A 26,611-nucleotide genomic window follows, 5' to 3' on the forward strand; every position below is an offset into this window, starting at 1 on the left:
CGGGCGACCCCCCGCCCCGCGGTGCGCCCGCGCCACCCCCCGCGCGCTTGCCGGGACGGGGCGGGTCTTTGTTGTGTGGGGGGGGCCCGTGGTCCTCCCCCAACGGGGGGGGGCGGTTATGCCCCGCGCCGCCGCTGATCACTGCACGGCCCTAATGGCTTCGACCATCGCCTTCAGCTTGTCGTCCTTGACGTGCTTTTCGTAGACCGGTCCCATCGCGTCGATGAAGGGCTGCTTGTCCGGCGTCGTGATCTGCGAACCGGCCGCCTCGACCTTGGCACGCGATTCCTTGACCTTGGCAGCCCACAGCTCACGCTGCTTGGCGACGCTTTCCTTGGCGGCCGCTTTGAAGATCGCCTGGTCTTCCGGCGTCAGCTTGTCCCAGCTCGACTTCGCCATGACAAAGGCTTCCGGCACCATCGTGTGCTCGTCGAGCGAATAGTGCTTGGCGACTTCCGCATGCTTGGCGGTGTCGTAGCTCGGAAAATTGTTCTCCGCGCCGTCGATGACCCCGGTTTCGATCGCCGAATACACCTCGCCATACGGCATCGGCGTCGCGTTGGCGCCGAGTGCGGCCACCATGTCGACGAATATGTCGGACTGGATGACGCGGAATTTCAAGCCGGCCATATCGGCTACAGTGTTGATCGGCTTCTTCGAATTGTAGAAGGAGCGCGCGCCGCCGTCATAAAAGGCGAGCAGCACCAGCCCGACCTGTTCGAACGCCGCCGCGATCTGGTCGCCGACTGGTCCGTCCATGACCTTGTGCATATGGTCTTCCGAGCGGAAGATGTAGGGCAGCGAGGGCACGGTGGTTTCGGGGATGAGTCCGTTGAACGGCGCCATCGAGACGCGGTTGAGGTCGATCACGCCGGAGCGCACCTGCTCGATCGTGTCCTTTTCCTCGCCAAGCTGCGCGGAATGATAGACATCGACTGAATAGCGGCCGGCCGTGCGCTCCTTCACAAGCTCGCCAAAATATTTGACCGCCTCGACCGTCGGATAGCCGTCCGGGTGCGTGTCGGACGAGCGCAGGACCGTCTGGGCGCTTGCCGTTCCGGCCATCAGTGCGGCGGCCAGTAGCGTAGCTCCCGCCAGTCTAGAAAAATGCAGCATTGGTTCCTCCCGTTTGAACGATGGCGGCAAGCGCCGTTAGAGCCGGTACGCCTTTTTCGCGAGCGTATAGGCAAGTTCCAGCGCCAGCTCGTGCGCCTCGTCCTCGCGGAGCCGGTGCTCGGCGACGAGACGCGCAAGAAAGGCGCAATCGACCCGACGCGCCACATCATGGCGGGCCGGGATGGATGGAAAGGCGCGGGTGTCGTCGTTGAAGCCGACGGTGTTGTAGAAGCCGGCAGTCTCGGTGGTCATCTCGCGGAACCGGCGCATGCCCTCCGGGCTGTCGTGGAACCACCAGGCCGGCCCGAGCTTCAGCGCAGGATAGACGCCGGCGAGTGGCGCCAGTTCGCGCGCATAGCTGGTCTCGTCGAGCGTGAAGAGGATGATTGCAAGGTCGCGCTCCAGGCCGACGCAGTCGAGCAGCGGCTTCAGCGCCGTCACATAGTCGGTTCTGGTCGGGATATCGAAACCCTTGTCCCTGCCGAACTTGTGGAAGACGGCAGGCGAATGATTGCGCCAGGAGCCGGGATGGATCTGCAGGACCAGCCCGTCGTCGCGGCTCATCTTGGCCATCTCGGTCAGCATCTGGGCGCGAAACAGTTTTCGCTCACGCTCGTCGTCCGAACCCCGGCGGATGCGGTTGAACAATTCATGCGCGGCAGCATCCGACAGATTGGCGGTCTCTGCCGTCGGATGGCCGTGATCCGACGCGGTCGCGCCAAAACTTTTGAAGAAGGCTCTTCTCTGGCGATGCGCATCGAGATAGCCGGCCCAGCTGCCGGTATCGCAGCCGGTGATGTCGCCGAGTCGATCGAGATTGGCAGAAAAGCCTTCGAAATCGGGATCGACGACGGCGTCCGGCCGGTAGGCGGTGACGACGCGGCCCTCCCAGCCGCTGTCGCGGATCATCTGGTGCCATCTGAGATCGTCGAGCGCGCCTTCGGTCGTCGCGATGACCTCGATGTTGAAGCGCTCGAACAGGGCTCGCGGGCGAAAATTCTCCCACTGCAGCAAGGACGAGATCGAGTCGTAATGGCCGTCGGCGGTTGCGGCCGTCAGCGGCTCTTCGATGCCGAACAGATGGGCAAGCACATGGTCGAACCACAGCCGCGTCGGCGTGCCGCGGAACAGATAATAGTGCTCGGCGAAGCGCCGCCAGATCGTTCTGCCGTCGGTCTCCACCGGTGAGCCGTCGAGCGTTGGCACGCCGAGATCCTCGAGCCGGACGCCCTGGCTGAACAACATGCGGAAGATGTAATGGTCCGGCACAACAAGCAATTGCGCTGGATCGGAAAACGCCTCGTTGAGCGCATACCAGCGCGGATCGGTGTGACCGTGCGGGCTGACGATCGGCAGATCCTTGACAGCTGCGTAAAGATCGCGGGCGAACGACAGCGGACGCGCCTCCGACGGAAACAGCAGATCCGGATCGGTCAATGCGGCCACGTCGTTCCTCCCAACCCGGCCATCGGTAGGGTCGGAAAGAAATAATGTCAACATACAAAAAATAGATTGTTGTATGATGACTTTAACGCAACGTCAGCCCATTGTGCGGGAACGAAACGGATGTTACGCCGCATGCCTGCCACGCCCGGCACGAGCTCGATCAGACCCATCGCACGATGACAGACAGACGCCTTTCCAACAGCACGCGGCAGGCATTGCCGGCCTCGGTCGCGGTCCCCGGATACGACCGCAACCGTGTCGTACCCGGCATCGTCCATCTCGGCGTCGGCGCATTCCACCGCGCCCATCAGGCAGCCTATGTCGACGATTGCCTGGCGGCAGGAGAGATGGATTGGGGCATTGTCGGCGTCTCGCTGCGCAGCGCCGACACGCGCGATGCGCTGGCGCCGCAGGACGGGCTCTACACGCTGGCGGTCAGGAGCAGCGACAGCGAAAGCCTGCGCGTCGTCGGCTCGATCCTGTCGATGCTGGTGGCCCCGGAGGATCCGGGCGCGGTGCTGGCCGCGCTGACTGATCCGCGCACCGCCATCGTCACGCTGACGATCACCGAGAAAGCCTATCTCAGGGCGGCGGGTGGCGGACTGGACACAGCCCATCCCGACATCGTCCACGATTTGGCCAACCCGGAAATGCCGCGGACGGCGCATGGTTTTCTGGCCGAAGCGCTTGCGCGCCGCCGCGTCGCTGGTATCCAGCCATTCACCGTGCTGTGCTGCGACAATCTCCCTGCCAATGGCGCCACGCTGCGCCGGCTGCTGGTCGAGTTCGCCGCCTTGCGCGGTACCGATCTCGCCCGCCACATCGCTGACGAGGTGGCATTTCCGTCGAGCATGGTCGATCGCATCGTGCCGGCGACCACCGATGCCGACCGGGCACGGATATCGGGCCAGCTCGGCGTCGTCGACGCCTGGCCTGTCATGACCGAGCCGTTCTGCCAATGGGTGGTCGAAGACGATTTCCCGGCGGGCAGGCCGGCCTGGGAAAGGTACGGCGTCACCATGGTCGGTGACGTCGGGCCGTTCGAGGACATGAAACTGCGCCTGCTCAACGGCTCGCATTCGGCGATCGCCTATCTTGGCCTGCTCAGCGGCTATGAGACGGTCGACCGCGCCTTCGCCGATCCGGCGATCCGGCAATTCGTCGACGGATTGTGGGCCGAGGCGATCACGACACTGCCGAAAGACGCCGGGCTCGACACGACCGACTACACGGCCCAGCTCGCCAAGCGTTATTCGAACACCGCGCTCGCCCATCGGACGGCGCAGATCGCCAATGATGGCAGCCAGAAACTGCCTCAGCGCATCATTGCCTCGGCAATGGAGCGGATGAGTAACGGTGCCCCGCCCGCCTATCTGATGCTGGTGGTGGCCGCCTGGATCGCGGCTTGCGAGGCGCGCGGCAAAGCCTTGCCGGAAAACCACTTCACCGACCCGCTCGACTTGGCTTTGGCCGCACTCGACACTCGGCATCTGTCGGCTGGCGAAGCGGTGGTGGCGGTGTTCGACCTGGCCGGCTTCGCCAAGGGCGGTGCCGAGCGCCTGACGCTGATCGACCTCGCGGCCGCCCATCTCGAACGCCTGCGCCAGGGCGGCGTGGCTGCTGCTTTCACAGCGCTGGGCATTGAGGGCGAAAAGCTCTGAGGCCGGCCTGCAACGCGCCATGCGCGCGGTAGATCGCGAACGGGCTGAGGCACTTTCCTTCTCCCCTTGTGGGAGAAGGTGGCCTCGCGAAGCGAGGTCGGATGAGGGGTGCTCCAGCTTGGCGCCGACAGCACTCCGTCCAACACCCCTCTTCCGTCTTGGCGCTGCGCGCCAATCCACCTTCTCCCACAAGGGGAGAAGGCAAGAGGGCGCCCCGCCCTATGCCGGCAAAATCGCGCCTTCGAGTGTGGTGAGCTGGCTAAGGAACTGCTCGGCCTTGCTGCGCGTCTCGTCGTCCTTGGCGTCGGCGACGTCTTCCCTGGCTTCCTGGATACGGCGGGCGAGGTCGGCGCGGTCGATGTCGCCGACGGCTACAGCCGATTCGGCCAGCAGCGTGCAGCCGGCCGGAACAATGTCGGCAAAGCCGCCGAACACGACGTAGCGCTCTGCCTTGCCTTCTGCGGTCTTCACCGTGACGACGCCGGGCTTGATCGTGGTCATGACCGGCGCGTGATGGGCCATGACGGTCATTTCGCCTTCGGCGCCGGGAATGACGACGGATTCGACCTGCTCGGAAACCAGCAGGCGCTCCGGCGAGACCAGTTCGAATTTGAAAGCTTCAGGCATGATCAACTCAGCGAATGGTGAATGGTGAATGGTGAATGGTCCGAAAGACCTTCACTCAGCCTCGATTTCCTGTCCGCTGCTCCCCATTCACAATTCACTATTGACCATTCACCAATCACGCCGCTTCGGCCGCCAGACGCTGTGCCTTCTCGACCGCTTCTTCGATGCCGCCGACCATGTAGAAGGCGGCTTCCGGCAGGTGGTCGTAGTCGCCGTTGCAGAGGCCCTTGAAGCCCTTGATGGTGTCGGCGAGATCGACCAGCTTGCCCGGCGCGCCGGTGAACACTTCGGCGACGAAGAAGGGCTGCGACAGGAAGCGCTCGATCTTGCGGGCGCGGGCCACCGTCTGCTTGTCCTCTTCCGACAGCTCGTCCATGCCCAGGATGGCGATGATGTCCTGCAGCGACTTGTAGCGCTGCAGGATCGACTGCACTTGGCGGGCGACCTGGTAGTGCTCTTCGCCGACGACCATCGGGTCGAGCATGCGCGAGGTCGAATCGAGCGGATCGACGGCCGGATAGATGCCCTTTTCCGAGATCGCGCGGTTGAGCACGGTCGTCGCGTCAAGGTGGGCGAACGAGGTCGCCGGCGCCGGGTCGGTTAGATCGTCGGCCGGCACGTAGATAGCCTGCACCGAGGTGATCGAGCCCTTGGTCGTCGTCGTGATGCGCTCCTGCAGCGCGCCCATGTCGGTGGCCAGCGTCGGCTGATAGCCCACGGCCGAGGGGATACGGCCGAGCAGCGCCGACACTTCGGAGCCCGCCTGCGTGAAGCGGAAGATGTTGTCGACGAAGAACAGCACGTCCTGGCCCTGGTCGCGGAAATATTCGGCAACAGTCAGGCCGGTCAGGCCGACGCGGGCGCGCGCGCCCGGCGGCTCGTTCATCTGGCCATAGACGAGCGCCGCCTTGGATCCTTCGCCGCCGCCCTTCTTGTTGACGCCGGACTCGATGAACTCATGATAGAGATCGTTGCCTTCGCGGGTGCGCTCACCGACGCCGGCGAACACCGAGAAGCCGCCATGCGCCTTGGCGACGTTGTTGATCAATTCCTGGATCAGCACCGTCTTGCCGACGCCGGCGCCGCCGAACAGGCCGATCTTGCCGCCGCGGGCATAGGGTGCCAGCAGGTCGAGAACCTTGATGCCGGTGACCAGGATTTGTGCTTCCGTCGACTGCTCGACATAGGTCGGCGCCGGCTGGTGGATGGAGCGCATCTCGATGCCGTCGACCGGGCCTGCCTCGTCGACCGGCTCGCCGATGACGTTGATGATGCGGCCGAGCATGCCCGGACCGACCGGCACGGTGATCGGCGCGCCGGTGTCATAGACGTCCTGGCCGCGAACCAGACCTTCGGTCGAGTCCATGGCGATGCAGCGCACCGTGTTCTCGCCGAGATGCTGAGCCACCTCGAGCACGAGACGATTGCCGACATTGGACGTTTCCAGGGCGTTCAGGATCGCCGGCAGATGTTCGCCGAACTGCACGTCGACAACGGCGCCGATGACCTGGCGAACCTTGCCGGCCAAGCCGGTCTTGTTGATGGCAACGGTCGGCGCCTTCGCCGCGGCAGCCTTGGCGGGCGCTGCCGCCTTCTTGGCCGGAGCCGCCTTCGCTGCCGCTGCCGGAGCCTTTGCCGGTGCTGCCGCCGTCGCGGCGGTCTTCGGGGCCGCCTTCTGGGGGGTCGCTGCTTTCGCCATCGTCTTTACCCTTTTCGTCTCTTTGTTTCTCACGCGATCCGCCTGAAGGTCGCCGACCTTCATGGGAGCGCGCCTAGAGCGCCTCGGCGCCCGAAATGATTTCGATCAATTCCTTGGTGATCTGCGCCTGCCGCTGGCGGTTGTAGGTGATCGACAATTTGTTGATCATGTCGCCTGCGTTGCGCGTCGCATTGTCCATGGCGCTCATCTTGGCGCCCATCTCGCCGGCGGCGTTTTCGAGCAGGGCGCGAAAGACCTGTACGGAAATGTTGCGCGGAATGAGATCGGAGAGGATTTCGCCCGGCTCCGGCTCGTATTCATAGACGGCACTGCCGCCGTCCGTCGCTTCGGCGGTAGCGGTAGGCACGCCTGCCGGGATGATCTGCTGGGTTGTCGGGATCTGGCTGATCACCGATTTGAACTGCGAGTAAAACAGCGTGCAGATGTCGAAGCCGCCCTCGTTGAAGAGCTGGATGACCTTCTTGGCAATGCCATCGGCATTGACGAAGCCCAGCGTCTTCACCTCGCGCAAGTCGACGCGCTCGAGGATCAGCGCCGCATAGTCGCGACGCAGGATGTCGAACCCCTTCTTGCCGACGCAGATGATCTTGACCTGTTTCCCGTCGGCCAAAAGCTTGCGGATGTGGTCGCGGGCAAGGCGTGCGATCTGCGAATTGAAGCCGCCGCACAGACCACGCTCGGCGGTGCAGACGACGAGCAGATGCACGTCGTCCTTGCCGGTGCCGGTCATCAGCGCCGGGGCCTCGCCGCCGCCGCCGATCGCCTGGGTGATGTTGGCCAGCACCGCGCCCATGCGCTCCGAATAGGGGCGCGCTGCTTCCGCCGCCTCCTGCGCGCGGCGCAGCTTCGCCGCGGCGACCATCTGCATCGCCTTGGTGATCTTCTGCGTCGCCTTGACCGAGGCGATACGGTTACGAAGGTCTTTTAGTGAAGGCATGCTTCAAACCTGATCCCGTCCGTCCGGCCGTCGTTCAAGCAAAGGTCTTGGCGAAGGTGTCGATCTCCGCCTTCAGCTTGGCGCGCAGATCGTCCGACAGCGCCTTCTCCTTGCGGATGCCGTCGAGCACCTCCTTGCCGGCCGAGCGCATGTGGCTGAGCAAGCCATGCTCGAATTTGCTGACCTGGTCGATCGCCAACTTGTCGAGATAGCCGTTGACGCCGGCGAAGATCACCGCGACCTGTTCTTCGACCCTGAGCGGCGAGAACTGCGGCTGCTTCAGGAGTTCGGTCAGGCGTGCACCGCGGTTGAGCAGGCGCTGCGTCGCGGCGTCGAGGTCGGAGCCGAACTGGGCGAAGGCCGCCATTTCGCGGTACTGCGCGAGCTCGCCCTTGATGGAGCCGGCGACCTGCTTCATCGCCTTGATCTGCGCCGAGGAGCCGACGCGCGACACCGACAGGCCGACATTGACCGCCGGTCGGACGCCCTGGAAGAACAGATTGGTTTCCAGGAAGATCTGGCCGTCGGTGATCGAGATGACGTTGGTCGGGATATAGGCCGACACGTCGTTGGCCTGGGTCTCGATGATCGGCAGAGCCGTCAACGAGCCGCCGCCATTGTCGTCATTGAGCTTGGCGGCCCGCTCCAGCAGGCGCGAATGAAGGTAGAAGACGTCGCCCGGATAGGCTTCGCGGCCAGGCGGGCGGCGCAGCAGCAGCGACATCTGGCGATAGGCGACGGCCTGCTTCGACAGATCGTCGTAGCTGATCAGCGCGTGCATGCCGTTGTCGCGGAAATATTCGCCCATCGTGCAGGCGGTGAACGGCGCCAGGAACTGCATCGGCGCCGGATCGGAAGCGGTGGCGGCGATGATGATCGAATAATCGAGCGCGCCGCGCTCTTCGAGAACTTTCACGAACTGCGCAACGGTCGAGCGCTTCTGGCCGACGGCGACGTAGACGCAGTAGAGCTTTTCCTTCTCCGGGCCGTGCTCGTGCACCGATTTCTGGTTGAGCATTGTGTCGAGGATGATCGCGGTCTTGCCGGTCTGGCGATCGCCGATGACCAGCTCGCGCTGGCCGCGGCCGACCGGGATCAGCGCATCGATGGCCTTGAGGCCGGTCGACATCGGCTCGTTCACCGATTTGCGCGGAATGATGCCGGGCGCCTTGACGTCGACGCGCTTGCGCTCGGTCGCCTGGATCGGGCCCTTGCCGTCGATCGGGTTGCCGAGCGCATCGACGACGCGGCCGAGCAGGCCCATGCCGACCGGCGTATCGACGATGGCGCCGGTGCGCTTGACGATATCGCCTTCCTTGATGTCTCGGTCGGCGCCGAAGATGACGACGCCGACATTGTCAGCTTCGAGATTGAGCGCCATGCCGCGGATGCCGCCGGGGAATTCGACCATCTCGCCGGCCTGGACATTGTCGAGGCCGTAGACGCGGGCGATGCCGTCACCGACGGACAGAACTTGGCCGACTTCGGAGACCTCGGCCTCCTTGCCGAAATTCTTGATCTGGTCTTTCAGAATTGCGGAAATTTCCGCGGCGCGGATGTCCATCAGCCGACCTCTTTCAGTGCAAGCTTGAGCGAATTGAGTTTGGTTTTGAGCGACGTATCGATCTGGCGCGAGCCTATCTTGACCACCAGCCCGCCGAGCAACGACGGATCGACGGTCACGGTGATCGCGACATCCTTGCCGGCAACGCTTTTCAGCGCCGCCTTCAGCTCGGTTTGCTGGGCGTCGGTCAGCGCATGCGCCGAGGTCACTTCAGCGGCGGTCTCGCCACGATGCTCGGCGGCGATCTGGCGGAATGCCTTGATCATGCCGGGAATGGCGAACAGACGGCGGTTCTGGGCGACGACGCGCAGGAAATTGCCGGTGAGGCCGGTGATCCCTGCCTTGTCGGCGATCGCCGCAAGGGCCTTGGCCTGGTCCTCGCTGGAGAACACCGGGCTATTGATCAGGCGGGTCAGATCAGCACTGCCTTCGAGCATCGCCGCGAAACTGTTGAGGTCGGCCTCGACCTGGCCGACCGAATTCGCCTGGAGCGTGAGCTCGAACAGCGAACCCGCATAGCGCTCTGCGACACCTGAGATTGGCGATGACGATTGGGCCACGGACCGTCTTTTCTCTTGTCTGACAGGCCGCAGATTATTGGCGCGAGCGAAAACTCTGGCTAAATCTTTGACCTTACTGCATTTCTCCAAGCACGAAGACGCGGCTTCCGCTATCCCCGGCCGAAAGTCGATTGCCGTCTAGCACAGGCATTTTAAGACCGCAATGCGTCGCCCCGCATGGTTTTCAGGCACTATTGTCGCATCCGGCGGCGCGGTTCGACCGCCGGTCCCGAATTAGCCTTTGATTCAAGGCACAAAGCCGAAAGCGAAGGCAAGCGGCAGCGCCGCCAGCACCAGTTCGACCACGATGGACGCCCAGTTGAAAGGTGTGTTGGCGCTGTCCGACATCATCGACAGCAGGCGACCGAAGGCGGTGAACAGCCAGGAAAAGCCAAGCGCCATGTAGAGCAGCGGTTGCGCCAGCAGAATGCAGCACAGGCCGACGCCGAGATAGAAGCCTGACATCCTGCCGCGCCCTTCGGCGATCGCCGCCGCCTTTTCGGGCTTGACCTGCAGTCTGAGTATCCGGAAAGCCAGTGCCGGCGCCAGGAACAACATCAGCCCGAACAGCAAGGTCACGACGGCGCTCGACCACGCCAGCCACTCGCCCTGGCTCATCGGCCACGGAAACGCAAATTCCATACTGTCCCCTCGCAAATGGCTGTTTCGAAATTTCGGGCATTCTAGCGAAGCAAGAGCCATGCGCCAGATGCGCGTCACGAATTACGGGCGCGCATCAGTCCAACGCGAACACGACCGCCGCCTCGGTATGGATGCGCGTCGTACCAAGAGCTTCATGACGGGCTGTTCCTCCTTTATGGAACGCTATGCATGCTATGCATTATGACCACATGAGACCACACAGGGAGTGAGGCGCTCGAGGTGTGGTGCTGGAATATATTGCAAGACCCGCCTGCGGCCGACTAGACTAACTCCAAACGCCTCACAAAAAGCTCTGCGGGTCGATGTCGACCTGCACGCGCACCGAGCCCCGCAGCTTCGGTCCCTCGGCCAGCATGGTGCGGATGAACCCTTGCATGTCGGCGCGCCGCTCGCCCTGGATCAGCAGGCGAAAGCGATGGCGGCCGCCGATCAGCGACAGCGGCGCCTCGGCCGGGCCGAGCACGAACAGATCGGCGGCCTGAGGTGCGGCGCGCCGCAAACCCCGCGCATGGCCCTCCGCTTCGGCCCGCGTCGCAGCACTGACGATGACGCCGGCGAGCCGGCCGAAAGGCGGCAGCACCGCCCGCTCGCGCTCAGCGATTTCGCGCTCGTAAAAAGCCTCGGCGTCGCCGGAGACGATCGCCCGCATGACCGGGTGGTCGGGCTGGAAGGTCTGCAGCAGGCCAAGGCTCTTCTTGCCGGTGCGGCCGGCGCGGCCGGTCACCTGGCTGAGTAGCTGGAAGGTGCGTTCGGCGGCGCGCGGATCGCCATTGGCCAGGCCGAGGTCGGCGTCGACCACGCCAACCAGTGTCATGTTGGGGAAATTGTGGCCCTTGGCGACGAGCTGCGTGCCGATGACGATGTCGGCCTCGCCATTTGCGATGGCTTCAAGCTCCAGCCTCAGCCGCCGCACGCCGCCCATCAGGTCAGACGACAGGACGATGGTGCGGGCGTCGGGGAAATGCGCGACGACCTCTTCGGCGATGCGCTCGACGCCCGGCCCGCAGGCGACCAGATGGTCGAGCGTGCCGCATTCCGGGCAGGCCTCGGGCCGCCGCTCATTGTGCCCGCAATGGTGGCAGACGAGCTGGCCGCGAAAGCGGTGCTCGACCAGCCAGGCCGAGCAGACCGGGCAACCGAAGCGATGGCCGCAGACCCGGCACAGCGTCAGCGGCGCATACCCGCGCCGGTTGAGGAACAGCAGTGACTGTTCCTTCTTCTCCAGTGTCTGGCGCATGTGGCCAAGCAGCACCGGCGACAGGAAGCCGCCTCGTGCCGGCGGGGCGCGGCGCATGTCGATCGTCTTCAGGTCGGGAAGCGCCGCCTCGGCAAAGCGCGCCGAAAGCACCGCCCTGCTATAGCGGCCTTGGCTCGCATTGACCCGGCTTTCGACCGACGGTGTCGCCGAGGCGAGCACGACCGGAAAGCCGCCGATGTGGCCGCGCACCACCGCCATGTCGCGGGCATTGTAGAAGACGCGGTCTTCCTGCTTGTAGGCGGGGTCGTGCTCCTCGTCGACGACGATCAGCCCAAGCTCCCTGAACGGCAAAAACAGCGCCGAACGCGCGCCGGCAACGACGCGCACGCCACCCTCCGCCACCTGCCGCCAGACACGCTCGCGCATCCTTGGCGGCAGGTCCGAGTGCCATTCGGCCGGCTTGGCGCCGAACCGTTCCTGGAAGCGCTCGAGGAAGGCGTGGGTCAGCGCGATCTCCGGCAGCAGGATCAGCACCTGCTTGCCGCGGTCGAGCGCCGCCGACACCGCCTCGAAATAGACCTCGGTCTTGCCCGATCCGGTCACCCCGTCGAGCAGCGTGACGCCGAATGCGCCGGCCGCGACATTGCTGCGCAGCATCTCGGCTGCATCGCGCTGGTCCGGCATCAGCGATGGCTGGGCGTAGCCTGGGTCGGGTGCTGCGACCACCGGTCGCGGCGGGATCATGACGGTCTCGAACACGCCTTGCGCCTTCAGCCCGTCGATCACCGTCGACGACACGCCGGCCGCATGCGCCAGCCCGGACCGCGTCCAGGCGAGCCCGCCTTCGGCTGTCTCCAGCACGCGCATCCTCGCATCCGTCACACGGTCGGGTCTGGCCAAGGTGCGTTGCAGCCCTTCGATCCACGGTTCCGGGTCGAAGGCCTCCGGCGCCCGCAGCAGCATACGCGCCACCATGCCGGGCGGCGACAGCGTGTATTGCGCGATCCAGTCGACGAAGCGGCGCATAGCGCGGTCGATGGGCGGGCAGTCGAAGACCTGCTCGATCGGGCGCAGTTTTTTGGCATCGACCTTTTCGACGGCTCCGTCCCAGACGATGCCGGCGACCTGGCGCGGGCCGAGCGGAACGCGCACGATCGAGCCCGGCACCACGCGCATGCCGGCGGGCACGGCATAGGTGTAGGGGCGCTCGGCGGGCATCGGCACCAGCACCGGTGCGGCCGCGACAAAGGGCGAATCTTCGATCATGAGGCGTGACCTTGCCCCGACTTTGGTCTAGATCAAAGTCCGACCCCAAATGTGCATGACACGCACTAGAGCGACGTGCGTCCATCCGGACGCACAAAGTACGCTCTAGAACTTTAAACCTCGCATCGTGCTTCCGAAAATCGATTCGATTTTCGGGCCGATGCGATAAAAATCTTCAGGAGACCGTCATGAAATTTTTTGTCGACACCGCCGATGTCAAGGAAATCCGTGAACTGAATAATTTGGGGCTGCTCGACGGCGTCACCACCAATCCTTCGCTGATCCTCAAATCCGGCGGCAAGATCGCCGACGTCACAAGAGAGATCTGCGAGATCGTCAAGGGACCGGTCTCGGCCGAAGTCGTCGCCACCGAATACAAGGACATGATGGCGGAGGCCAAGATCCTGGCAAGGATCGCCGATAATGTCTGCATCAAGGTGCCGCTGACGCTCGACGGCCTGAGGGCCTGCAAGGACATCCGGTCGGACGGCCGCATGGTCAATGTTACGCTGTGCTTCTCGGCCACCCAGGCGCTGCTCGCCGCCAAGGCCGGTGCCTCCTTCATCTCGCCCTTCGTCGGCCGCATCGACGACAGCGGCTGGGACGGCATGGAGCTGATTGCGGATATCCGCACCATCTACGACAATTATGATTTCCAGACCGAGATCCTGACCGCCTCGGTGCGCACGGTGAACCATGTCAAGCAGGCCGCACTGATCGGCGCCGACGTCATCACCGCGCCGCCGGCGACGCTGAAGGCGCTGGTAAAACACCCGCTGACCGACAAGGGCCTGGAGCAATTCCTCGCCGACTGGGCCAAGACCGGCCAGACAATCGGCTGAAATCAAGACGCGGTGTTCACATAAAAAAGGCCGAGCAATCGGCCTTTTTTTGCGCCATCAATCAGGCCTCGGCGGGAACCGGAACGTCTCGGCCCAAGCCGAAAAATTCTAACCGGCCACTGTCTTGCCGTGCTTGACCAGATCCTGCGCGATCGACAGGCGCAGCAGATCCGCCAGCTCGCGCGCCGCGCGGTTCTCGGCGTCGATTTGCGCCCGGTAGGAGGCAAACTCCTGACGCGGCCTGTCGAAGGACGACGCTATCGAGCGCTTGCCGGTCGCGATGGTCTTGCCGGTCCTGGCGTCGGTCAGGAGATAATTCGCGGTCAGTGTCACCGTGCCCGCCGTTGGCTCGTCGTCATCGGTCGTGATCTGCACGGTTGCAGCGGATTCAACAAGTTCGGTAACGCCGAGATCGAGCGAATAGGCGGGGGACGCCGGCTCGCCCGCACCCTGGCCGAGCGCGAAGATCAGATTGTTGCGGACCTGCTGGGCGTAACGGGTGTTGACCGGTTTGACCGAGATGGACCCGAGTTCGGCGGCAGCCCCGACTTGCGAGCCGGCCGACAGCGGCGCGCTCGAATAGAGCGGGCGCACCGTGCAGGCCGAAACCAGCGCAACCGAAGCGACCAGGCCATACAGCGTTATACGGCGCAGCAAATGCGTCACTTCTGTCTTCCTCGGATCAGGCAACGACATTGACGATCCTCTGCGGGACGATGATCACCTTGCGCGGTGCCCTACCTTCAAGCGCTTTCTGCACGAAGTCGAGAGCCAGAACCGCTTTTTCGACGGCACCTTGGTCCGCGTCGCGGGCAATTGTCAAATCGCCGCGCTTCTTGCCGTTGACCTGAACCGGCAGCACGATCTCGCTGTCGACGACAAGCGCCGGATCATAGACGGGCCAAGGCCGTTCGGCGACCAGATCGGTACCGCCGAGCGTCTGCCAGCATTCCTCGGCCAAATGCGGCATGACCGGCGCAATCAGATGGACGAGGATGTCGACGGCCTGCCGGCAGGCAGCCTTGAGCGCCGGATCGGCCTTGCCTTCGGCCGCCTCGTTGAGCGGCGTGGTGAGCGCATTGGCGAGCTCGTAGATGCGGGCAATGGCGCGGTTGAAGGCGAGCTTTTCAATATCCTCGCCGACCGATTTCAACGCCTTGTGCGCGGCCTTGGAAACAGTCCCTGCCTCGCCCTCCTTCGCCGCTGCCGGTCGGATTCCGGCGAGCGATTCGGCAGCCGTCGACACCAGGCGCCAGATACGCTGGATGAAGCGGTGCGCGCCGGCGGCACCCTCGTCGGTCCATTCGACGTCACGCTCGGGCGGCGAGTCCGACAGCATGAACCAGCGCGCGGTGTCGGCGCCATAGCCGTCGGTGATCTCTTCCGGGCTCACTGTGTTCTTCTTCGACTTCGACATTTTTTCGAGCGGGCCGATCACCGCCTCTTCGCCGGTCGCGATTTCGATGGCGCGGCGCTTGCCGTCGACGTCTTCCAGCCGCACCTCGCTGGGAGCAACCCAGCGGCTGTTCGATCCACTGCCGACCCGATAGGTCTCGTGCACCACCATGCCTTGCGTGAACAGGCCCCTGAACGGCTCGGCGAGATCGACATGGCCGGTCTCGCGCATGGCGCGGGTAAAGAAGCGCGAATAGAGCAGGTGCAGAATGGCGTGCTCGATGCCGCCAATATACTGGTCGACCGGCAGCCATTCGGTCGCTGCCTTGGGATCGGTCGGATCGTTCGCCCAGGGTGCGGTGAAGCGGGCGAAATACCAGGACGAATCGACGAAAGTGTCCATCGTGTCGGTTTCACGGCGTGCATCCTTGCCGCATTGCGGGCATTTGACATGCCGCCATGTCGGATGGCGGTCGAGCGGATTGCCCGGCCGGTCGAACTCGATATCGTCCGGCAGCCTGACCGGCAGGTCCGCCTTCGGCACCGGCACCACGCCGCAATCCTCGCAGTGGATCATCGGGATCGGGCAGCCCCAGTAGCGCTGGCGCGAAATGCCCCAGTCGCGCAGGCGGAAGTTGACCTTGCGCTCGGCCATCGGCCGATTGCCGATGGTCTTTTGTTCCAGCAGCTTCGCCACCTCATCGAACGCCTGATCAGGCTTCATGCCGTCGAGGAAGCGCGAATTGATCATCACGCCGTCGCCGACATAGGCCTCATCAATGATCTGGAAATTTCCTTGGTTCTCGCCTTCCGGTATCACCACCGGAATGACCTTCAGGCCATATCGGTTAGCGAAGTCGAGGTCGCGCTGGTCACCGGACGGGCAACCGAATATGGCGCCGGTGCCGTACTCCATCAGCACGAAATTGGCGACATAGACAGGCAGCGTCCAGTTCGCGTCGAACGGATGGACGACTCGTATACCGGTATCCATGCCCTTTTTTTCGGCCGTTTCCAGCGCCGCCACCGAAGTGCCCATGTGGCGAACCTCGTCGATGAACTTGGCCAGCGCCGGATTGTTTTCGGCCGCCTTCTTGGCCAGTGGATGGTCAACTGCGACCGCCATGAAGGAGGCGCCGAAGATGGTGTCAGGCCGCGTCGTGTAGACCTCCAGCTCATCCTCGCCAGCAATCGGCGCGGCCAGCGGCCAGCGGATCAGCAGGCCTTCCGAACGGCCGATCCAGTTCGCCTGCATCAGCTTGACTTTTTCTGGCCACTCGTCGAGGCCCTCCAGCGAGTCCAGCAGGTCCTGCGCATAGTCGGTGATCTTGAAGAACCACTGCGTCAGCTCGCGCTGTTCGACCAGCGCACCGGAGCGCCAGCCGCGTCCGTCGATGACCTGCTCGTTGGCAAGCACCGTCATGTCCTCCGGATCCCAGTTGACCTTGGAGGATTTGCGCGTCACCAGCCCCTTCTCGACGAAATCGAGGAACAGCATCTGCTGGCGGTGGTAGTAGTCGACATCGCAGGTGGCGAATTCGCGCGCCCAGTCGAGCGACAGGCCCATGACCTTGAGCTGCTCGCGCATGGCGGCGATGTTCTGATAGGTCCAGTCCTTGGGATGAACCTTGTTCTGCATCGCGGCGTTCTCGGCCGGCATGCCGAAGGCGTCCCAGCCCATCGGGTGCAGCACGTTGAAACCCTTGGCCCGCTTGTAGCGCGCCACAACGTCGCCCATCGTGTAGTTGCGGGTATGGCCGATATGGATGCGCCCCGACGGATACGGAAACATCTCGAGCACGTAGTATTTCGGACGCGGGTCGTCGTTGTCAGCCTCGAACAGCTTCTTGGCGTCCCAGGCCTTCTGCCATTTGGGCTCTGATGCGCGCGGATTGTATCGTTCGGTTGCCATTGGATGTTTTTCACTTAAAAAGCATGCGCGAACAGCCGGACATGCCCGGCGGCTCAGGAAATGTCGTCGCGGTGTTCACCATGGATTGCCGGACCCGTCAACTGCGACGCCCCGGCCAGGACAAAAACCAGAGTCAGGATATAGGCATGGCGAGCGCCGTCGAACAGTTTTTCACGGTCAAGGCGAGGATCGCCGCCGCCGAGCGCGAGGCAGGACGGCAAGCCGGCGCGGTGACGCTGGTCGCGGTCTCGAAGACCTTCAGCGCCGACGATATCCGCCCGGTCATCGACGCCGGCCAGCGCGTCTTCGGCGAGAACCGCGTCCAGGAAGCACAAGCCAAATGGCCAGCGCTGAAGCAAGCCTTCCCCGACGTCGAGCTGCACCTGATCGGTCCGCTGCAATCGAACAAGGCGAAGGAAGCAGTCGCCCTGTTCGACGTCATCGAGACGGTCGATCGCGAGAAGATCGCCGCCGAACTCGCCAAGGAAATCGCCAGGCAAGGTCGGTCACCAAAACTCTACGTTCAGGTCAACACCGGCTCGGAACCGCAAAAGACAGGGATCGAGCCGCGCGAAGCCGTACCCTTCGTTACGCGCTGCCGCGAGGTCCATGGTCTCGCCATCGAAGGCCTGATGTGCATTCCGCCGGCCGATGAGAATCCCGGCCCGCATTTCGCGCTGCTGGAAAAGCTCGGCACGGAGGCAGGTGTGGAGGCGCTTTCGATGGGCATGTCCGGCGACTACGAAACCGCGATCGCCTTCGGTGCAACCAGCATCAGGGTCGGCTCGGCCATCTTCGGCAGCCGCTAGCGGACAGTTGGTCCAGAGCCACCCGGCCGTTACGCCAACAAGTAGAAACGAAACGTATCGTTCCTATATCGACCGGGTCATTCCAAAACTTTCCGGAGCCGCACCATGCGCTACAGTCAACTTGGAAACACGGGGATGTTTGTCTCCGAACTGTGTCTCGGCACCATGACCTTCGGCGCCGCCGACCAAAACAACCAATGGGGCCTGATCGCCAGCCTCGACCAGGATGGCGTCGACAGGATCGTCCAGCGCTCGCTCGCCGCCGGCATCAATTTCTTCGACACGGCCGATGTCTATTCCTTCGGCGCATCGGAACGGTTTCTCGGCCAGTCGCTGCGCAATCTCGGCATCGAGCGGCAGGACGTGATCATCGCCACCAAAGTCCATGGCGCCATGGGCGACGGCCCCAACCAGCGCGGCTCCTCGCGCGGCCACATCATAGATTCGGTCGACGGCAGTCTCGAACGGCTGCAACTGGACCATATCGATCTCTATCAGCTGCACGGCACCGACGCGGTAACGCCGATCGACGAGACGCTCAGGGCGCTCGACGATCTGGTTGCCAGCGGTAAGGTCCGCTATGTCGGCGTCTCGAACTGGGCGGCCTGGCGCATCGCCAAGGCATTGGGCATCGCCGAACGCAAGGGCTTTGCCCGTTTTGAGACGGTCCAGTCCTACTATTCGATCGCCGGCCGCGATCTGGAGCGCGAGATCGTGCCGCTGCTCAACGAGGAGAAGCTTGGGCTGATGGTCTGGTCGCCGATGGCGGGCGGGCTGCTTTCCGGCAAATACGGACCCGGCGCGCCTGGCAATGGCGAGGGCCGCCGCGCCAGCTTCAATTTCCCGCCGGTCAATGAAGACCGCGCCTGGGCGGCGGTCGCCGCCATGCGCGAGATCGCCGGCAAGCACGGCGTCAGCGTCGCCACGGTGGCACTTGGCTATGTCTTGGCCAAGCCTTTCGTGATGAGCGTGATCATCGGCGCCAGCCGCATGGAGCAGCTCGAACAGAACCTTGCCGCCACCGAGTTGAAGCTCGACAGCGACGATCTTGCTCGTCTCGACGAAGTCAGCGCGCTGCCATCCGAATATCCGGGCTGGATGCTCGAGCGCCAGGCGGCTGGCCGGCGTCCGGCGCCCTTTGCGGAGAAGAAGTAAATCTCATCTTCGATTTCGGGAGCCGGCGGGCTCCCGATCTTTCTTGGGCTCAGCTCAGCCGGACCGTCTCGACCAGAAAGTCGAGAAAGGCCCGCACTCGGGCCGGCAAATGTTTGCCCTGGCCGACGTAAACAGCGTGGGTAAGCTCCTCGTCGCCGGGGTTGAAGTCCTCCAGAAGCGGGACCAGCCGGCCGGCGGCGATGTCGGGCTCGACATGCCAGCGCGCCAGCCGGGCGATGCCAGTGCCCGAAAGCTCCATCAGCCGCATCGCCTCGCCGTCGCTGACCAGCGCGTTTCCGGTGATCGGGACGATGAAGGCGTCGCCGGCCGCAGCGACGAAGGGCCAGCCGTCGACATGGCGCACGAAGCAGAAACCCATCCGGTTGTGATGATCGAGATCGGCCGGCGTTTGGAGCGCGCCATGCGTCCTGATGTACGATGGCGCGGCGACGACGACCAGCCGGCTCTGCCCGAGCTTGCGCGCCACCAAACGTGATTCGCCGAGCGGCCCGGCGCGGATGGCGACATCGGCGCGCTCCTCCATCAGGTCGATGACATTGTCGGTCAAAACCAGATCGATGGCGATTTCCGGATAGCGTTCGAGAAAGCGCGGCAAGAGCGGGATCAGCCGGTGCTGCCCGAACGGCACGTAGCTGTTGACCCGCAGCCGGCCGCGCGGCGCAGCACCGGCCGCCGCCTCGCGCTCGGCTGCCGCCATGTCGGCCAGGATGCGCACGCCGCTGTCGAAGAAGGCCGCGCCTTCTGGAGTCAATTGGAGCTTGCGCGTCGAACGGCTGATCAGCCGCGCGCCAAGCCGCGCCTCAAGCCGCGCAATCAGCTTGCTCACCGCCGACGGCGTCATCCGCAGCATCCGCGCCGCAGCCGAAAAACTGCCCGCTTCGACGACACGGACAAACACTTCGATCTCGCCGGAGCGGTTGATGTCAGGCCTCGCCATTCGTGAATCTATTTCACAGACAATGTGCCCGACGCAAGGCTGGTTCACAGCACATGGCAACACGATCTTCCGGGTCGGGGCGCAGGAGGACACGGCGTCCTGTCGTCAAAACTGCTGTCATCGGAGTGGGAACCGCAATGCCTCTTGCACTTTATGCTCTCGCCGCTGGTGCGTTCGGCATCGGTGTCACCGAATTCGTCATCATGGGCCTGCTGCTCGACGTCAGCGCCGATCTCGGCGTCTCGATCTCGGCCGCCGGCCAGTTGATCTCCGGCTATGCGCTGGGCGTCGTCATCGGCGCGCCGCTGCTGACGATCGCCACCGGCCGCTGGCGGCGCAAGACCGTGCTTCTGGCGCTGATGGCGGTCTTCACGCTGGGCAACCTCGCCTGCGCGCTGGCCCCCGACTACTGGACGCTGATGGCTGCCCGCCTGCTCACCGCCTTCGCCCACGGCACCTTCTTCGGCGTTGGTGCGGTGGTTGCGACCGGGCTGGTCGCTCCCAACAGGAAGGCCTCGGCGATTGCCCTGATGTTCACCGGCCTGACCATCGCCAACATCCTCGGCGTGCCCTTCGGCACCTGGCTCGGCCAGGCCTTCGGCTGGCGGGCGACCTTCTGGGCTGTAACCCTGGTCGGCATCGTCGCCTTCGCCATCATTCTCCTGCTGGTGCCGCGCAGCCCGGCAGCGCTGGAAAAGAGCGACCTGCGCGGCGATCTCGCCCTGCTCGGCCGCGCCCCGGTTCTGCTTGGCTTCGCCGTTACCGTGCTGGGCTATGCGGGCGTCTTCGCCGTCTTCACCTATATCGCCCCCCTGCTGACCGAGATCACCGGTTTTGCGGAAGCGGCGGTGTCGCCGATCCTGCTTGTCTTCGGCGGCGGCCTCATCGCCGGCAATCTCGCCGGCGGCAAGTTCGCCGACCGCTGGCTGGTGCCTTCCGTCCTCGGCAGTCTCGTTGTGCTGGCGCTGGTGCTCGGCACGATGACCTTTGCCCTGCACAGCCGGGCGATGGCCGTCATCCATGTCGGCCTGCTCGGCGCCGCCGCCTTCGCCACCGTAGCGCCGCTGCAGATGTGGGTGCTGGAAAAGGCTGAAGGCGCCGGCCAGAGCCTCGCCTCGTCCTTCAACATCGCCGCCTTCAACCTCGGCAACGCCGCCGGCGCCTGGCTCGGCGGCATGGTCATCGCGCATGGCCCCGGCCTTGGCGCCGTCACCTGGGTCGCCGCCCTGCTGCCGCTCTCGGCGCTCGCCGTGGCGTGGCTGGCGCTGCGCCTCGATCGCCCGGCGCTTGGAGAACCGGCATCTGCCCGCTCATAGCAACCCGACGAACCCCTTAGACATCACAGGAGAAAAAGATGGATTATCGACGTCTTGGCGCCTCGGGCCTGAAGGTTCCGGCGCTCTCGTTCGGCGCTGGAACCTTCGGCGGCTCGGGGCCGCTGTTCGGCGCCTGGGGCAACAGCGATGCGACGGAAGCGCGGCGGCTGGTCGACATCTGCCTGGAGGCCGGCGTCAACCTATTCGACACCGCCGATGTCTATTCGAACGGCGCCTCCGAGGAAGTGCTCGGCGCGGCCGTCAAGGGCCGCCGCGATGCCGTGCTGATTTCGACCAAGACCTCGCTGCCGATGGGCGACGGACCCAATGATGCCGGGTCCTCCCGTTCGCGCCTCATCAACGCGGTCGAGGACGCGCTCAAGCGTCTCGGCACCGATTACATCGACCTGCTGCAGCTGCATGCTTTCGACGCCGCAACGCCGATCGAGGAGGTGCTGTCGACGCTGGACAGTCTCGTGCGCGCCGGCAAGCTGCGCTATGTCGGCGTCTCCAACTTTTCCGGCTGGCAAGTGATGAAATCGCTCGGGCTGGCGGACAAGCACGGCTACCCGCGCTACGTCGCCCATCAGGTCTACTATTCGCTGGTCGGGCGCGACTATGAATGGGAGTTGATGCCGCTCGGCCTCGACCAGGGCGTTGGCGCGCTGGTGTGGAGCCCGCTCGGCTGGGGCCGCCTGACCGGCAAGATCCGCCGCGGCGAGCCACTGCCGGAAAAAAGCCGGCTGCACGACACCGCAAGCTTCGGGCCGCCGGTCGAAGACGAGCTGCTCTACAGGGTTGTCGATGCGCTCGAAGCCGTGGCCAGGGAAACCGGCAAGACCGTGCCGCAGATCGCCATCAACTGGTTGCTGCAGCGGCCGACCGTCGCCTCTGTCATTATCGGCGCGCGCACCGAGGAACAGCTGCGCCAGAATCTTGGTGCCGTCGGTTGGTCATTGACATCAGACCAGATCAAGACGCTCGACGCAGCAAGCGCGGTGACCGCAGCCTATCCGTATTTTCCGTATCGCCGGCAGGAGGGTTTTGCCCGGCTGAGCCAGCCTGCGGTTTAATGCGCGCGGGCCGCCAGGCCGCGGGACAGCGCCCCCCTTCTGTCCTGCCGGACATCTCCCCCACAAGGGGGGAGATCGGCAGCTTCGCTGACCGTGCCACTCTTTCACCACGTTGGAGATCTGGCGAAAGCCGCTGCAACATCCGATCTCCCCCCTTGTGGGGGAAATGCCAGTTTTGGCAAAGAGGGCAGGACAGAGGGGGGCGCCGTAAAACGCGGATCTCAACAGCCATACAACTGCAAGCTGACATCCTGCGCCGTTACACTAATGCAGCACGAACTCGCCATCGAGCTTCCGCCACTCATTGGGCGCGATCAGCTTCTGGTGCGTATAGCTCACCGAATGCAGCGGACCATCGAGCTTGGTCTGCCAGAATTCGATGAACCGGATCAGCACCGGAAATTTCGGAGCGATGTCGTAGTCCTGCCAGATGAAGCTCTGCAGCAGATGCGGGTGATCGGGAAAATGATAAAGGATCTTGGCCGTGGTCAAGCCGTAGCCCTTGAGCATCAGGTCCATTTCGGAATGGTCGCGCATCGCGGTCCCCTGGTTGATTCTCCTTTCCTCCCAATTTGAAATTGTGCGCGCTATTTGCTTAATCGTCTATTGATATTTCGTAGTTAAAGGCCGGATTTACGACACAAAAACATGCAGTTAGCAGCGATCGTGGTCGAGTGCTGATAGTGGCGAAAACGACCTCTGCGGCATCCCGCCGCGCGAATCCAACGTCTAATGTTGCCGTCACCGCGGAACTGTTAATAATGCGCGCGAATTCGCGGCCGCTTCGCCGCGATGCCGCTCGGCGAGCAAGCCGGGCGGCCTGGTTTCGGGAGGAAGGCAAAGATATGTCCGAGGTTCATGTCCATCGCGTCCAGCCGGCGTGGAAGAAGAATGCGCTGATCGATAATGACACCTATTTGAAATGGTACGCCGACAGCGTGAAGAACCCGGACAAGTTCTGGGGCAAACACGGCAAGCGCATCGACTGGTTCAAGCCCTACAGCAAGGTCAAGAACACCTCCTTCGACGGCAAGGTCTCGATCAAATGGTTCGAGGATGGCGAGACCAATGTTTCGTGGAACTGCATTGATCGGCATCTGAAGAAGCGTGGCGACCAGACCGCCATCATCTGGGAAGGCGACAATCCCTACGACGACAGGAAGATCACCTATAACGAGCTCTACAGACATGTCTGCCGGCTCGCCAATGTGATGAAGAAGCACGGCGTCAGGAAAGGCGACCGCGTCACCATCTACATGCCGATGATCCCGGAAGCCGCCTATGCGATGCTCGCCTGCACGCGGATCGGCGCCATCCATTCGGTGGTCTTTGGCGGCTTTTCGCCGGACGCGCTGGCCGGCCGCATCGTCGACTGCGAATCGACTTTCGTCATCACCGCCGATGAAGGCCTGCGCGGCGGCAAGTCCATTCCCTTGAAGGAGAACACGGACAAGGCGATCGACATCGCCGCGAAGAACTTCGTGATGGTCAACAAGGTCGTGGTCGTGCGCCGCACCGGCGCCAAGGTTGGTTGGGCTCCGGGGCGCGACGTCTGGTACCATGACGAGATCGCGACAGTTGAGGCGGAATGCAAGCCGGAGAAGATGAAGGCAGAGGACCCGCTGTTCATCCTTTACACATCGGGCTCGACGGGCAAGCCGAAGGGCGTGCTGCACACCACCGCCGGCTATCTCGTCTATGTCTCGATGACCCACCAATATGTCTTCGACTACCACGACGGCGACATCTACTGGTGCACCGCCGATGTCGGCTGGGTCACCGGCCACAGCTATATCGTCTACGGGCCGCTCGCCAACGGCGCCACCACGCTGATGTTCGAAGGCGTGCCGAACTATCCGTCGCAATCCCGCTTCTGGGAGGTCATCGACAAGCACAAGGTCAACATCTTCTACACCGCGCCGACGGCTTTGCGCGCGCTGATGGGTGCCGGCGACGCCCATGTCACCAAAACCTCGCGCAAATCGCTGCGCGTGCTCGGCACGGTCGGCGAGCCGATCAACCCGGAAGCCTGGGAGTGGTATTTCGATGTCGTCGGCAACGGCAAGGTGCCGATTGTCGACACCTGGTGGCAGACCGAGACCGGCGGCATCCTGATCACGCCGCTGCCCGGCGCCACCCCGCTCAAGGCAGGTTCCGCGACGCAGCCGTTCTTCGGCGTCAAGCCGCAACTGGTCGACGGCGACGGCAAGGTGCTGGAAGGCGTTGCCAGCGGCAATCTCTGCATCGCCGATTCGTGGCCGGGCCAGATGCGTACCGTCTATGGCGATCACGAGCGTTTCGTGCAGACCTATTTTTCGACTTACAAGGGCAAGTATTTTACCGGCGACGGCTGCCGCCGCGACGCCGACGGCTACTACTGGATCACCGGCCGCGTCGACGACGTCATCAACGTCTCCGGCCACCGCATGGGCACGGCCGAGGTCGAATCCGCGCTGGTTTCGCACGAGAAAGTCTCCGAAGCCGCCGTCGTCGGCTACCCCCATGACATCAAGGGCCAGGGCATCTACTGCTACGTCACATTGATGGCTGGCGAGAAGCCGAACGAGGAGTTGCGCAAGGAACTTGTCGCCCACGTCCGCAAGGACATCGGCGCCATCGCCACGCCCGACAAGATTCAGTTCGCTCCGGGCCTGCCGAAAACCCGCTCGGGCAAGATTATGCGTCGCATCCTGCGCAAGATCGCCGAGGACGATTTTGCCGCGCTCGGCGATACCTCGACGCTGGCCGACCCGGCGGTCGTCGACGACCTCATCGCCAACCGGCAGAACAAGCGGGCATAAGAAACATCCGGTCGACGTTCGGCGGAAACCCGATCGGATGAGATCGGCTCGCTCCCGCTCTACCGATAAAGGTCCGCCCGCGTCGGCGGCAGTCCGCTCGGGCCCCGCGCGCGCTTGGTGACGACGGTCTGGAAAATCTGCGCCGAGGCGCGTTCGAAGGTGATCGAACAGCCGGTGAGATAAAGCAGCCAGAGGCGCGCCTTGGCTTCGCCGACCTCGGCGATCGCTTCATCGAAGCGTGCGTGGAGGCGCTCGGCCCACAGACGGCAGGTGCGGGCGTAGTGCTCGCGCAAATTCTCGACATCGTAGACAAGAAAGCCGTGCGCTTCGAGATTGCCGAGCGTCATGCCGATCGTGTCGAGTTCGCCGCCGGGAAAGATGTATTTGATCAGCGCTTTGAATTCCGGGCCCTTGCGCAAGGTCTTCTTGATGCTGCCCTTGTCGCGCCGGGTGATGGCGTGATGCAGATAGATGCCGCCCGGCTTGAGCAGGCGACGAATGGTCGAGAAATAGGCGGCGTGGTTGGCCAGCCCCAGATGCTCGAACATCCCGATCGACGAGATCTTGTCGAAGGAGCCGGACAGCTCGGCATAGGACTTTATCTCGATGGTGATGCGATCCTCCAGTCCCTCAGCACGGATGCGCTCGCGGGCGAGCTGGGTCTGGGCTTCCGACAGCGAGACGCCATGGCCGACGACGCCGTAATTTTTCGCGGCATGGATGAGCATGGCTCCCCAGCCGCAGCCGATGTCGAGCAGCCTTTCGCCGGGCTTCAGCCGCAGCTTGCGGCAGATATGATCGAGCTTGTCCTTCTGCGCCTGGTCGATGCCATTGGCGAAATCGGTGAAATAGCCGCAGCTATAGACCATGCGTTCGTCGAGGAAGAGCCGGTAGAAGGCGTTCGAAATGTCGTAGTGGTGCTGGATTGCCTGCCTGTTCGACCCGCTGACGAAGGGGTTGCGCCCGGAAAGGTCGGTCCGCGCCGTCATCTGTTTTCGCGAAAACAGCACGGCTGGCAGGTCGCGCAGGACCGCGAGCTTGGGCAACGACTTGAGCTTCGCCCTGAGCTTGCCCTGCGCAGGCAGAGCGTAGAAATCGAACAGCGACCCGTCTTCCACGTCGATGGTCTTGGAAATCCACATTTCGATCAGCGTCGAGAGGTTGGGCCGCCGCATCACCTGCCAGACGATGTCCTGGTCGTTGATGGTGACCACGGGGCCGGTGGCGGGGCCGATCCGCTCGCCGTTCCACAGCTTGACCGCGAAACCCGGCTTCAACGTCTCGATAACCGTTCGAACGATCCGTGCGGCTCTCTCGGCTGCCTCCATCCGCGTTCCTCCTGCTCAGCCCCTGGCGGTCCGGCAGCGACATTGCCTGTCCGATCGGATAGCCGCAAGCAGTTAGCGGCAAACGCGCACCGCATTTTCACGATGGCGCCTTGCCATTTGCAGATCGACACCCCATCATGAGGGCGTGTTCAACAAATCGAAAGGAGGTGATCCGATGTCGAGTGATTTCGTTTTCCAGAACGTGGCCTCAGCGGATTGCACTTTCGGGAAGCAGTCTTCCCGTTAAGGCGCGAGATGCGCGGC

At 63.7% G+C, this 26,611-nt stretch carries 21 protein-coding genes; 7 read left to right on the forward strand and 14 right to left on the reverse strand.

Translation table 11 applies throughout. From position 1 onward, the window contains the following. Positions 1-138 precede the first annotated feature (138 nt). Positions 139-1,116 (reverse strand): TRAP transporter substrate-binding protein, encoded by a 978-nt coding sequence (locus AC0L2Z_RS29265; protein ID WP_287050659.1) that lies wholly within the window; start codon positions 1,114-1,116, stop codon positions 139-141. Positions 1,117-1,152: 36 nt separating this feature from the next. Next, positions 1,153-2,562, reverse strand: a complete 1,410-nt coding sequence (gene uxaC / locus AC0L2Z_RS29270) for a glucuronate isomerase (protein ID WP_419695118.1) — start codon at positions 2,560-2,562, stop codon at positions 1,153-1,155. Positions 2,563-2,738: 176 nt separating this feature from the next. Here uxaC and AC0L2Z_RS29275 point away from each other — a divergent pair, with 176 nt between their 5' ends. Continuing rightward, positions 2,739-4,223 (forward strand): mannitol dehydrogenase family protein, encoded by a 1,485-nt coding sequence (locus AC0L2Z_RS29275; RefSeq protein ID WP_473629985.1) that lies wholly within the window; start codon positions 2,739-2,741, stop codon positions 4,221-4,223. A 219-nt stretch (positions 4,224-4,442) separates the two neighbouring features. Here AC0L2Z_RS29275 and AC0L2Z_RS29280 read toward each other — a convergent pair whose 3' ends face one another. The 7 genes from AC0L2Z_RS29280 to AC0L2Z_RS29310 form a co-directional block, all read right to left on the reverse strand. Next, a complete protein-coding gene (locus AC0L2Z_RS29280; protein ID WP_027154563.1) occupies positions 4,443-4,850 on the reverse strand; it encodes a F0F1 ATP synthase subunit epsilon in 408 nt (135 codons plus the stop codon). Between the two features lie 115 nt (positions 4,851-4,965). After that, entirely contained in the window at positions 4,966-6,549 is a 1,584-nt protein-coding gene (gene atpD / locus AC0L2Z_RS29285) for a F0F1 ATP synthase subunit beta (protein WP_027154564.1), read from the reverse strand. A 73-nt stretch (positions 6,550-6,622) separates the two neighbouring features. Next, positions 6,623-7,507, reverse strand: coding sequence for a F0F1 ATP synthase subunit gamma (locus AC0L2Z_RS29290; protein ID WP_023800085.1), 885 nt, complete (start codon positions 7,505-7,507; stop codon positions 6,623-6,625). A 34-nt stretch (positions 7,508-7,541) separates the two neighbouring features. Continuing rightward, on the reverse strand, positions 7,542-9,071 hold the full coding sequence (gene atpA / locus AC0L2Z_RS29295; protein ID WP_023800086.1) for a F0F1 ATP synthase subunit alpha: 1,530 nt from the start codon (positions 9,069-9,071) through the stop codon (positions 7,542-7,544). Next, positions 9,071-9,631, reverse strand: a complete 561-nt coding sequence (locus AC0L2Z_RS29300) for a F0F1 ATP synthase subunit delta (protein ID WP_128168584.1) — start codon at positions 9,629-9,631, stop codon at positions 9,071-9,073. The genes atpA and AC0L2Z_RS29300 overlap by 1 nt, the downstream gene beginning before the upstream one ends. 246 nt (positions 9,632-9,877) lie before the next feature. Beyond that, positions 9,878-10,273 carry an AGROH133_08824 family phage infection protein gene (locus tag AC0L2Z_RS29305; protein WP_023800088.1) on the reverse strand — a complete coding sequence of 132 codons (396 nt, stop codon included), beginning with the start codon at positions 10,271-10,273 and terminating at the stop codon, positions 9,878-9,880. Positions 10,274-10,574: 301 nt separating this feature from the next. Continuing rightward, on the reverse strand, positions 10,575-12,758 hold the full coding sequence (locus AC0L2Z_RS29310) for a primosomal protein N' (RefSeq protein ID WP_128168585.1): 2,184 nt from the start codon (positions 12,756-12,758) through the stop codon (positions 10,575-10,577). A gap of 188 nt (positions 12,759-12,946) precedes the next feature. Between AC0L2Z_RS29310 and fsa the strand changes: the two genes are divergently transcribed. Next, positions 12,947-13,600: a fructose-6-phosphate aldolase gene (gene fsa, locus AC0L2Z_RS29315; protein WP_128168586.1), complete on the forward strand. Its 654-nt coding sequence runs from the start codon at positions 12,947-12,949 to the stop codon at positions 13,598-13,600. 108 nt (positions 13,601-13,708) lie between these two features. Here fsa and AC0L2Z_RS29320 read toward each other — a convergent pair whose 3' ends face one another. Both AC0L2Z_RS29320 and leuS read right to left on the reverse strand, forming a co-directional pair. Continuing rightward, positions 13,709-14,296, reverse strand: coding sequence for an LPS assembly lipoprotein LptE (locus tag AC0L2Z_RS29320; RefSeq protein ID WP_128168587.1), 588 nt, complete (start codon positions 14,294-14,296; stop codon positions 13,709-13,711). After that, entirely contained in the window at positions 14,283-16,907 is a 2,625-nt protein-coding gene (gene leuS / locus AC0L2Z_RS29325) for a leucine--tRNA ligase (RefSeq protein ID WP_128168588.1), read from the reverse strand. Before leuS ends, AC0L2Z_RS29320 begins: the two co-directional genes overlap by 14 nt. 146 nt (positions 16,908-17,053) lie before the next feature. Between leuS and AC0L2Z_RS29330 the strand changes: the two genes are divergently transcribed. Continuing rightward, on the forward strand, positions 17,054-17,716 hold the full coding sequence (locus AC0L2Z_RS29330; protein WP_473629986.1) for a YggS family pyridoxal phosphate-dependent enzyme: 663 nt from the start codon (positions 17,054-17,056) through the stop codon (positions 17,714-17,716). Positions 17,717-17,821: 105 nt separating this feature from the next. Next, on the forward strand, positions 17,822-18,871 hold the full coding sequence (locus AC0L2Z_RS29335; RefSeq protein WP_473629987.1) for an aldo/keto reductase: 1,050 nt from the start codon (positions 17,822-17,824) through the stop codon (positions 18,869-18,871). A gap of 49 nt (positions 18,872-18,920) precedes the next feature. On the opposite strand, the gene AC0L2Z_RS29340 is transcribed toward AC0L2Z_RS29335, so the two are convergent. Then, complete coding sequence (locus AC0L2Z_RS29340) at positions 18,921-19,829, reverse strand: LysR family transcriptional regulator (RefSeq protein ID WP_473629988.1); 909 nt, start codon at positions 19,827-19,829, stop codon at positions 18,921-18,923. 137 nt (positions 19,830-19,966) lie between these two features. Here AC0L2Z_RS29340 and AC0L2Z_RS29345 point away from each other — a divergent pair, with 137 nt between their 5' ends. Together AC0L2Z_RS29345 and AC0L2Z_RS29350 are read left to right on the forward strand one after the other, a co-directional pair. Further along, complete coding sequence (locus tag AC0L2Z_RS29345; RefSeq protein ID WP_473629989.1) at positions 19,967-21,145, forward strand: MFS transporter; 1,179 nt, start codon at positions 19,967-19,969, stop codon at positions 21,143-21,145. A 38-nt stretch (positions 21,146-21,183) separates the two neighbouring features. Then, entirely contained in the window at positions 21,184-22,218 is a 1,035-nt protein-coding gene (locus tag AC0L2Z_RS29350; protein WP_128168592.1) for an aldo/keto reductase, read from the forward strand. 264 nt (positions 22,219-22,482) lie between these two features. Here the strand turns inward: AC0L2Z_RS29350 and AC0L2Z_RS29355 are convergent, their stop codons facing one another. Beyond that, on the reverse strand, positions 22,483-22,755 hold the full coding sequence (locus tag AC0L2Z_RS29355; protein ID WP_027154578.1) for an usg protein: 273 nt from the start codon (positions 22,753-22,755) through the stop codon (positions 22,483-22,485). Positions 22,756-23,063: 308 nt separating this feature from the next. Between AC0L2Z_RS29355 and acs the strand changes: the two genes are divergently transcribed. Continuing rightward, positions 23,064-25,019 carry an acetate--CoA ligase gene (acs, locus tag AC0L2Z_RS29360; protein ID WP_128173618.1) on the forward strand — a complete coding sequence of 652 codons (1,956 nt, stop codon included), beginning with the start codon at positions 23,064-23,066 and terminating at the stop codon, positions 25,017-25,019. A gap of 59 nt (positions 25,020-25,078) precedes the next feature. Here acs and AC0L2Z_RS29365 read toward each other — a convergent pair whose 3' ends face one another. Continuing rightward, the gene (locus tag AC0L2Z_RS29365; RefSeq protein WP_023800100.1) at positions 25,079-26,347 is read right to left on the reverse strand and encodes an SAM-dependent methyltransferase; all 1,269 of its coding nucleotides are present in this window, start codon (positions 26,345-26,347) and stop codon (positions 25,079-25,081) included. Positions 26,348-26,611 lie beyond the last annotated feature (264 nt).

This window comes from Mesorhizobium sp. WSM4850 (assembly GCF_055811735.1).